10 protein-coding genes are annotated in these 8,833 nt (G+C 53.2%); 5 read left to right on the top strand and 5 right to left on the bottom strand.

The window, feature by feature from the left end:
* Nucleotides 1-91: 91 nt before the first annotated feature.
* Nucleotides 92-4,381, bottom strand: a complete 4,290-nt coding sequence (locus tag ABYP39_RS14975; protein ID WP_372783322.1) for a thrombospondin type 3 repeat-containing protein — start codon at nt 4,379-4,381, stop codon at nt 92-94.
* A 284-nt stretch (nt 4,382-4,665) separates the two neighbouring features.
* On the opposite strand from ABYP39_RS14975, the gene ABYP39_RS14970 reads away from it, so the two are divergent.
* Nucleotides 4,666-4,914, top strand: a complete 249-nt coding sequence (locus ABYP39_RS14970; RefSeq protein WP_372783320.1) for a DUF5062 family protein — start codon at nt 4,666-4,668, stop codon at nt 4,912-4,914.
* A 98-nt stretch (nt 4,915-5,012) separates the two neighbouring features.
* On the opposite strand, the gene ABYP39_RS14965 is transcribed toward ABYP39_RS14970, so the two are convergent.
* Both ABYP39_RS14965 and ABYP39_RS14960 read right to left on the bottom strand, forming a co-directional pair.
* Nucleotides 5,013-5,426, bottom strand: a complete 414-nt coding sequence (locus tag ABYP39_RS14965; protein WP_372783326.1) for a YtoQ family protein — start codon at nt 5,424-5,426, stop codon at nt 5,013-5,015.
* Nucleotides 5,427-5,703: 277 nt separating this feature from the next.
* On the bottom strand, nt 5,704-6,759 hold the full coding sequence (locus tag ABYP39_RS14960; RefSeq protein WP_372783318.1) for a hypothetical protein: 1,056 nt from the start codon (nt 6,757-6,759) through the stop codon (nt 5,704-5,706).
* Between the two features lie 299 nt (nt 6,760-7,058).
* Here ABYP39_RS14960 and ABYP39_RS14955 point away from each other — a divergent pair, with 299 nt between their 5' ends.
* On the top strand, nt 7,059-7,199 hold the full coding sequence (locus ABYP39_RS14955) for a hypothetical protein (protein WP_372783316.1): 141 nt from the start codon (nt 7,059-7,061) through the stop codon (nt 7,197-7,199).
* A gap of 45 nt (nt 7,200-7,244) precedes the next feature.
* Here the strand turns inward: ABYP39_RS14955 and ABYP39_RS14950 are convergent, their stop codons facing one another.
* Complete coding sequence (locus ABYP39_RS14950) at nt 7,245-7,523, bottom strand: addiction module antidote protein (RefSeq protein ID WP_372783314.1); 279 nt, start codon at nt 7,521-7,523, stop codon at nt 7,245-7,247.
* A 231-nt stretch (nt 7,524-7,754) separates the two neighbouring features.
* Between ABYP39_RS14950 and ABYP39_RS14945 the strand changes: the two genes are divergently transcribed.
* The 3 genes from ABYP39_RS14945 to ABYP39_RS14935 all read left to right on the top strand — a co-directional run bounded on the left by ABYP39_RS14945 (nt 7,755) and on the right by ABYP39_RS14935 (nt 8,573).
* Nucleotides 7,755-8,027 (top strand): CopG family ribbon-helix-helix protein, encoded by a 273-nt coding sequence (locus tag ABYP39_RS14945; RefSeq protein WP_372783312.1) that lies wholly within the window; start codon nt 7,755-7,757, stop codon nt 8,025-8,027.
* Entirely contained in the window at nt 8,015-8,308 is a 294-nt protein-coding gene (locus ABYP39_RS14940; protein WP_372783310.1) for a type II toxin-antitoxin system RelE/ParE family toxin, read from the top strand. Before ABYP39_RS14945 ends, ABYP39_RS14940 begins: the two co-directional genes overlap by 13 nt.
* Nucleotides 8,309-8,375: 67 nt before the next feature.
* The gene (locus ABYP39_RS14935; RefSeq protein WP_372783324.1) at nt 8,376-8,573 is read left to right on the top strand and encodes a HigA family addiction module antitoxin; all 198 of its coding nucleotides are present in this window, start codon (nt 8,376-8,378) and stop codon (nt 8,571-8,573) included.
* On the opposite strand, the gene ABYP39_RS14930 is transcribed toward ABYP39_RS14935, so the two are convergent.
* Nucleotides 8,570-8,833: YtoQ family protein (locus ABYP39_RS14930; protein ID WP_372783308.1), on the bottom strand; the 264-nt coding region annotated here is incomplete at its 5' end. The two genes, ABYP39_RS14935 and ABYP39_RS14930, sit on opposite strands and share 4 nt — an antisense overlap.

Here is an 8,833-nt window from a genome sequence, read left to right as displayed (position 1 = left end):
CAAGATCAGAGCAGCATTCCACCCTAATATGCGATGAACCATAAAAAAGCCCAGGTCGTTAGCCTGGGCGGTGTAATTTGTTGCGAAGCAATTACTGAGCTATTACCAGTTCGACATCATCGAGAATCGAAAAAACAGGGTCGTCGGGGTTGGCGAAATTGAAAACATCGTCAAACGCAACCTCTGTTACTCGCCAATCCTGGACGAAATTCAGCAACCAACCGGCTCCTGCGCTCGAGCCATCACAAGCGGCAGTACCCGCTTTCCTCGGATCAAAGTCGCTTAGAGAAATATTACTACAGTTGTGTCGTGCGAAGAATTCAGTGCTTCCGTTGCGGATTAGAGATATGTCAACGGTGTATAGACCCCCAACCCGATAATCTAGGGTTGTGTTGCCCTCGGTGTTTACAGTTGTGTGCCAAAGTTTTGCTTTTATAAGATCTCCCGCTTGGACAGAGACCGTCTCGCTATTATTGTTGACGAGGATGTCGCCTATAGCAGCTCCCGCATCGAACAAAACTGTCATAGCTGTCTGAGGGTTACCTTCAGTAATGGAAAACTTGACACCTACTGCTGCCACGTCGGCGTTTGGCTTCCACTGCACCGAGTTGATTGAGGAGGTGTTTGGTGGAACATCGCTACCTATGTCTGCAGACATAGGCGCATTGATACGAAGCTCATTGTCTTCATCCAAGTCAAAGTTGCCAACCTCTACCAGCGGCCGCAGCGCACTGCACTGATCTGGTGATGGGTGGCAAATTACATAGGTCACCCAGCGGGGGACGTCCAGATTGAAGATAGTTGTTGTCTCGTTTCGGACTTCTCGTTCGCTATCCTGTTTGCGGACAACGTCTACGGGAACCAGGGCCTTATATTGTGCGGCACACCCATCACTGTCGAAGTCGAGTTGTTCAAAGTCCGTCCGGGTGAAATCCTGCAATAGTGCTTCGCCTCCTTCGGACGTAACACCGATGGGGGCGGTTTCTGGTGAACCGCAGGTATTGGTCAGGGCGCTGGCCGCGCTTTTAGCCAAGTCAGCATTTCCATCTTCGTCTGCGGCATACAGCGGCAGGCCTATACTGCCGTTTAGCTCTACAGCCTCGATGGATACATCGCGAGAATAGGACGCGGGAAACTGTGGGTGAAAACCGTAAACTAGCAAGGCGAGTTTGTCTCCTTGCTCAATTCGCTCGGCGATACCGTTGAGGTTTACGCTATGTTTGCCGAGACCGCGCAGCGGGTAAATCTGGTCGTCGACCAGATCCCAGAAGCCGCTATCGGCTTTCTGTTGGCCGATGCCCACAAAGACAATACTGTCGCAACCGGTGCGGAGTGTGGGAACGTCGGGCGGGCTGCAGTCACTCGCCAATTCGTTGGCACCTGCAGCCGTTGCTACGGTGACATCGAGCTGGGGTATGCCAGCCAGTATCGCTCCGTTAACGTCGGCGACGCTGCCAAGCTCAACAACAGTTGGTCCATTCGCGGCCAGCGCTACGGCGAGCTCGCCATTGGGTACCGGGGAGGAGCTAAACTTGATCTGCGTGGCGGCCTGCGCATTGGCATCGGGAGCAATCAGCATGTCAGCCGGTATTGAGACAGAATCTTCGTCGGCCAGTGATATGCATATATTTTCGCTGCCGAGATCGACACCGGTAAATTGACGCAGCTTCGCGTCAAACCATTTAAGCACGAGACTGTCGGTGGTGTTGCCCGCGGCGGTTAGATTTGTTGCGCCGCAACTTTGGGGGCCGCCGGCATCCTGGAAGGCTGGTATGACGGGTGCCGGCGCGCCGGAATGTGTGGGTTGCGCGTCATCGGGTGCGGCGACCGCTAAGATATGCCCGGATTGGTGAGTGTAGAGTCGTACATCGCCGCCGAGCGCCGACAGGCACTGATAATTCCACCAGGCATCATTGAAATTGAAGAGGGTGTCGCGAAAGCCTTGGGTCAGCAGGACATCTACTGCTGGCAGCGTGCGAGGTTTATCGCCGGGCGATGGGACCACCCCGCCGTCGCTGAGCATGGTGTTGCTATCGTTTTCTCCCCAGTGGGTGACTTGATAGGGCATGGTCGGGAGCCCTTGATTGGCGCACCAAAAACCCAGGCTGTGGTAGTTGAACCACTTCAGAGCTTCCCGTGGGAATTCGTTGGTAGAGGCACCTCTTGTGAGGGTTTCCTTGATATAGGGATCGAGGCCGCGATCGTTCGGTGAATCGCCATTTTCCAGTCCGGGGCCATAGCTGCCGGATTCACCGCCTGCGACCAGCGCCAGGTCCCAGCCGGTTTTGATGGTGTCGCCGGGGTTCAAACTATAGCGCAGATCGTGCCAGGTGATATCGGGTACCAGGGCGTCGAGGCGGTTCTTTTCGTCCACCGCCAGAATCAGGAGTTGGTAGCCGCCTCCGTAGCTGCTGCCGATTGCCCCTACTACCAGATTGTCGCCATTCGCGACACTGTGTGCGGGTTTGTCGGCCGGGGCAGGTCGGGAAATAAACTTCTCTGTTGCATCATTCTTCCACGCCAGGTAGGGGAGGTTTTCCTCAGCCCAGTCCAGTATCTGCACCAGGTCTTTGCCCTCGAACTCTGGATCCATCGTGCGGATAGTGCCGGCACTGTCGCCAAAGCCGCGCTGATCAATGCTGATCACGGCGTAGCCTTTGCTTAAATAATCCGCAAACCGATCGCGTTCAGTTGTGCGCGAACCGCCAAAGCCGTGACCATGCAAGATTAGTGGGTGTGCAGCCAAGTGCAGAGTCGCGCAATCGATGGTGTCAGGTTCCATTAGCTGAAAGGCTATGTTGTGCCCCGACTCGGAGACCAGCGGATCGACCGCAAAATTGCCGCCGGCGACCTTGATGCCACCGTCTGCGCAGTAATCACCCTGGGCGAGCTGATTGTCGGTGCAGCCCTTGTTGGTTGCATCCTGGGTATGGACCTCATCGGTAGGGGTATTAAGGGGAGTTCCGTGGCAGAAATCCTCGTCACCGCCGAGAAGGTCGTTATCGTTTACACCGTCGTTGTCATTATCGGCGTCCGCGCCGTTTTCGATGCCATCGCCGTCAATGTCGCTATCGCAGGCGTCGCCGACACTATCGCCATCCAGATCATCGGACTGCTTGTTTGATACTAGCGGACAATTATCTGATTCGTTGTCGGCACCATCGCCGTCAAGGTCGCTGTCACAGACGTCTCCGTTACCATCGTTGTCTGTGTCCTTCTGGTCCTGGTTTGGTGTTTGTGGGCAGTTGTCCGACGAATCGCCTGTTCCATCGCTGTCTGTATCCTGAGATTCGTTGGGATCGCCGGGAAATGCATCGGCGTTATCGCCTATCCCGTCACCGTCGGTATCACTATCTTCATTGGGGTCGTCTGCAAACGCGTCCATATCGTTGGGCGTGCCGTCGCCGTCGCGATCATCGTCGCATGCGTCACCAATCGCGTCGCCATCCAGGTCAGCCTTATCAGAGTTGGAAATTGCAGGGCAATTATCTTGACCATCTGGAACGCCGTCGTTATCACTGTCTGTAGATGTAGGGTTGGGGTCTTTACTGTCTACAAGACCGTCGCCATCGACGTCGTTATCACAGGCATCTCCCCGGCCGTCGGCATCGAAATCAGCCTGATCAGAGTTGGAAATCGCGGGACAATTATCTTCACCATTGGCAATGCTGTCGCCGTCATCGTCTTGCAATGCTTCTCCCGGCGCACAGCCATCAGCGTCAACCGTTGCATCCACAGGTGTTTGCGGGCAGGCATCAACTGCGTCGTTAATACCATCGTTGTCGCTATCGACGCCGCCGTCATAGTCAAATTGGCCGTCCGCGATATCGCGTTCAGAGGCGGTTAAATGCTTGAGTGCCTCTAAAGCGTCAATTAACACACGATTATCGCCGTTTGCCGAGATCGCAAACTGCGCCGCTTCGCTGGCAGCAAAATCGGCGGGGTCGACTGAGAAGGCCGCTAAAGACAGGCTGAGGGCTTGGGCACGATCCCGTACTCGTGGGGCCAGGATAATGCCATTGTCGGGGTTGCCGTCATTGTCCAGGGTTTGGAAAAAACGCGCCAGGTTGGTTCTAATGGACTCGTTGCCATTCGCCAGGGTTGTCGGCGTGATAAAGGGCTGCCCGGGCGCGGAGCCTAGCTGGATGCCGCCTAGAGAGAACGCTATCGATTGGCCCGATGTGAACTGAAATTCGCCGCGAGGGCCTGTGAGCCGAACGTCTATTTCATTTCCAGGTCGATAGCCGAGCCCTGTGATCGGGGAGTCAACGAACTGCCCCTCTTGTTGGCTTGCACTCGCGGCGCTGCTGGAACTGCCACCACTGCTGCTTCCGCCGCAGGCTGTAAGAAGGGCGCTAAGTAAGAAAAGCGGGAGACGCATAGACTTCATCCGTAGTTTTACCTCTAGACAGGAGACGGCATGCCACAGTAGGCACAAGCGTGCGGTTTTTATTTTGATATGCGCCATCTGGTCAAATATTAAACATCTTGGCGCAACGTGAATTTTACACAACTGCGCAATAAGTACAAACCGAGATGCGGTTCGAGCCAGTCTCATATCTATTGAAGCTCTAAATCAATTGCTACAGAGCAGTTATTCAGCCGCGTGCTATCGTGGATGGTGATATCGCCCCCGAGTACTGTAAGTAGCTGGCAGGAGATAGTATGAAAAAGCTGCAAAACGAAAAAGAACTTGTACGCAAGGCTATAGATATCGGTACTCGCTACGCAGAAAAACGCGGGGCCGCAATCTTCGAGCCTACCGATTCGACCAATGAGAAGCTGGAATACATATATCGGCTGCTGGTGCGGGACAAGCTTATCCAGCCCATGCTGGAGCTTCAGGTGTCGCAGCAGTCCATAAGGCATCGGCTGGCTTTATGGGCTGCTTCGCTGGAAAAGAAGAAAGACTGATCCGTTGGCTAAAGGCGACGCGAATTAAACTGGGGACAGTTTACCTATTTCTAAATAAGTAAACTGTCCCCAATTTTCTAATGTGACTATGACCCCAATTATCTGTCGCTGACGACGTATTTCAAAATCTCAACCACCTGATCCGTTGTAGTCGCCCAGGCCATTGCGGCGGCGTCTACTTCCTTGAGGGGGTGAATGATCTCTTCGGCGTGCAGGGTGATATAGGGTTTGCCAAGGGCGGCGCAGTAACCGGCGTCGAAGGCGGCATTCCACTGTTTGTATTTGTCACCGAAGCGGATAATCGCTACGTCGCTTTGCTCGATCAAAGTCTTGGTGCGGATGGCGTTGACCTTGGCGGACTTATGGTCGCGCCAGAAGCCTTTTTCCTCGGGGTCGAGTACATCGCCAGCGGCGTCGCTGGATTCGTGGTCGGTGTTGGCGGAAGTAAAGGCGATATCCAGTTTCTGCTCGCGGCAGCTTTCAATGATTTGATTGCGCCAGTCGGTGTGGATTTCGCCGGAGAGGTAGACTTTTAGAGTTACTGGGGTGTTGGTTCCTTTGTGTTGATTTGTGCTTCAGTTAATTAAGTAAACTGTCCCCAGAATTCCGCTGCAGGTCAGCTATGGGCCCTCGTAACGCAGACGGGCGCGCAACCTCGCCTGATAATTGTTTAAAAGTAAGCGCTCCGACCGCTTTAGTTTGGTAGGTTGGGATTAGGTATAAAAAATAGCCCGGCCTGCATTCAGTGCTGGCCGGGCTGTGATGCCACGATGAGCGTGGTGTGTTCAATTACTGCACGTTTATCTGGATATCTACCTGCACTGAGTCATCGGTATAGGTATCGCCCGCATTGCCCACTTCAAAACTTAGCATTTCGCCGGCTTTTAGTGTGACAACCCGGTTAAACACTGAAGAAGCGTTTACGCCAGAAATTTCCTGTCCATAAAGCTCTTTCCACCCAGCCGGGGTAAAGCTGTAAACCTTGCCATTTTCACTAGAGGCATTGGTGTAAACCCAGTTAAAGGTTTTTTTTGCCTGCTGGTCAATATTTTTGAAGTTTGCATTAACCGCGTATCTTCCGTCCTTGGGCGCAGTGAAGCGAATCTTGGATAGGTGGTCGGCACCGTTGCCAGGGTGAATGATCAGTGTGCCCGGAGCAGGGTTCAGGCCACCTGATAAGGTCTGGGGGGCTCCGGTGTTATTGAAGTAAACACCTTTCCAGCCTTCAGGCCCGTGGTGCCACAAACCTTTGTTGTTTGCGATAATTTGATACTTGACAAAGTCGCCGCCGACCGTGCCACCGCCATAACTCCAAACGCCGTTGGGGTTTGCGTTATTCATATCCGCGGCTGCGTTCCAGTGCCCGAAAGGTTTGACCCAAAGAACCTGAGACTTATTGTTAACCTTGCGAATTGTGATCGAATTTCCGTCAAAAACCATTTCGACGGGGCTTGCGTTGCCGCCAAAGGCGGGAAGCTTGTCAGCTGTGATAGCGGAATAGGCAAGGTTTGTTCCGCCCGCATAGACAACCAGATCATTCGGCGCGAGCCATATTTCAGACGTCTTTTGGTAGCCCTTTTCCATCCATCCTGGGAGTTGGTCGAAACCCCAGATATAGCGCTTTTGACCGTTTGCCGTATCGTAGATGCAAACATTGCTGTCGGACTGAAGAACCACGATCCGACTTCCAATTTTGCCCAAGATCTGGTCGGAGCTTGACGGCTTCAGTCGGTCATTCTGCTTCATGATGACCAGCTCAGATGCTTGCGCTGAAAGGGCTCCAGCGAGCATGAGCATGCACACTGCGATAAAGTGTGAAGTATATTTCTTAGTTAGTGTTAACATTTTTTCCTCGTAGCTACATTATTATCGGCTGTGCGCCACACCCCAGAACGGGACCTAACAACAATTTCGTGGCGGGGCTTGGAGTATAGCTTCTTGCATCATAATGGTGCACGCCTTTTGTGTGGGGGAGCGAGCATTAGCCCTTCAAGGAGGGGCGGAGGGCTCTACTTTAGCGGTTCATGGATTCTGGTTGATTGAGGATCAATGGGGGCAGGCAACCGGCGGCTGTCCTTCGAGTTTCGGGATGAAGATATCTATCGTCGGGATTACGACGATTATCTCTAATCGGAGCGCACATCATGTCTATGCATAACCCCTCTCATCCCGGGCGGCTCCTCGAGCAGCGCCTGATAGAAGATGAAGACGGTCAGCAGCTGAACAGCATTGCGATGATGGCCGAGCAACTTGGTTGTCACCGGAATACCTTAATCGAGTTATGAATTGCAGTGCTTCTTTGAGGCCATAAATGGCGCTGTCGCCCAGTGCTAGGCAGCAATAGTCAGGCGAACGCCAAGCACGCGCATTAACCGATGAATGGTGTACCACTTGGGTTGAACCTTGCCATTCACTGCCTTGTAAAGGCTTTCCCGACTCAAGCCTGCGGCTTTTGCCACTTCTGTCATGCCGTGCTGTTTGGCCAGGTGGCCGAGGGCTGTGACAAAGGTATTCGGGGCTTCATCTTCGTAACATTCGAGCAGAAAGGCATCGATCTCAGCCTGAGACTCCATGAACTCGAAGGGACTAAATTCTTTCGTTTTTACCATTTGCTTAGTCCTCCAGTTCGGTGGCCATAGCCTCGATAGGTTTCAAGTTCGTCAACGATGCATTGTATCCTGCGGGATACGTTTGAATATAGGCGGGAATTCCATCTATTCCACATTAGCTGGGCTTCAGCCGTTGGAACTCTCCCTCTGTCTGGGTGCCAGGTGGGGTGACGCCAAAGCTTTTATGGTAAGGTAGTGAGAGGTACTACCTTTTGATACCGGGGTGACAATATGGCAACTTCGATAAAGCTCGATGATGATCTGAAAAGCCGGATTCAGCACTTGGCTGATGTGAGGCACCGCTCCTCGCACTGGATCATGCGCGAAGCGATTCGAGATTATGTAGAGCGTGAGGAAAAGCGCGAATCTTTTAAACAAGACGCGTTGCGAGCTTGGGAAGCCTACCAGGAAAACGGGCAGCATCTGACGCTTGAGGAAGCTGACGCCTGGTTGGAGAAGCTTGAAGCTGGTTATGATGCAGAGCTGCCCAAGTGTCACGACTGATTTGGTCCCCGTCAGCTCTTGCTGACGTACAAAGACTCTATCGCTTCCTCGCTCCTAAAGATAAAGAGGCGGCTCGTCGCGCCATCAAGACAATTCGAGCGGGCGTGAAAATACTGGCCCACCAGCCTGAGGCCGGGCGCCCTGTTGAAGATATGGAGCCAGCTTTTCGAGAATGGCTGATCGATTTCGGTAGTGGCGGTTATGTCGCGTTGTATCGCTTCGATGGTGAAACAGCAGTGATTCTCGCTGTGCGACATCAAAAAGAAGCCGGATATGAATAAAGTACGTTCTTCTCAGAATTAACGAACCGATGATTGATAAAAACGACTCCGATCAAGTACATCGCCGATTAGCTCTGCAGGATGCGCTGATCAGCTAGGTTGTCGCCGCAATACCTTGAAGCGCGTTGTCAGCGGTGAAGCGTCGCTTAAACCAGAAATTGCGTTGGCACTGGAATTGATTGGTGTTGGCAAAGCCGAGTTCTGGTTGGGCATGCAGGCCAGTTACGACCTGTTTCAGCTCCCTCAGGCGTGCAACGTTGCTTAGCTTTCACTGGCCGCGTATTTCAAAATCTCAACCACCTGATCCGTTGTGGTCGCCCAGGCCATGGCGGCGGCGTCTACTTCCTTGAGAGGGTGGATAATCTCTTCGGCGTGCAGGGTGATATAGGGTTTGCCGAGGGCGGCGCAGTAACCGGCGTCGAAGGCGGCATTCCATTGTTTATATTTGTCGCCGAAGCGGATAATCGCTACGTCGCTTTGTTCGATCAGGGTCTTGGTGCGGATGGCGTTGACCTTGGCGGACTT

The organism is Litorivivens sp., assembly GCF_041625495.1.
GTDB lineage: Bacteria > Pseudomonadota > Gammaproteobacteria > Pseudomonadales > Spongiibacteraceae > Litorivivens.
This window is presented reverse-complemented; position numbering and strand designations above follow the sequence as displayed.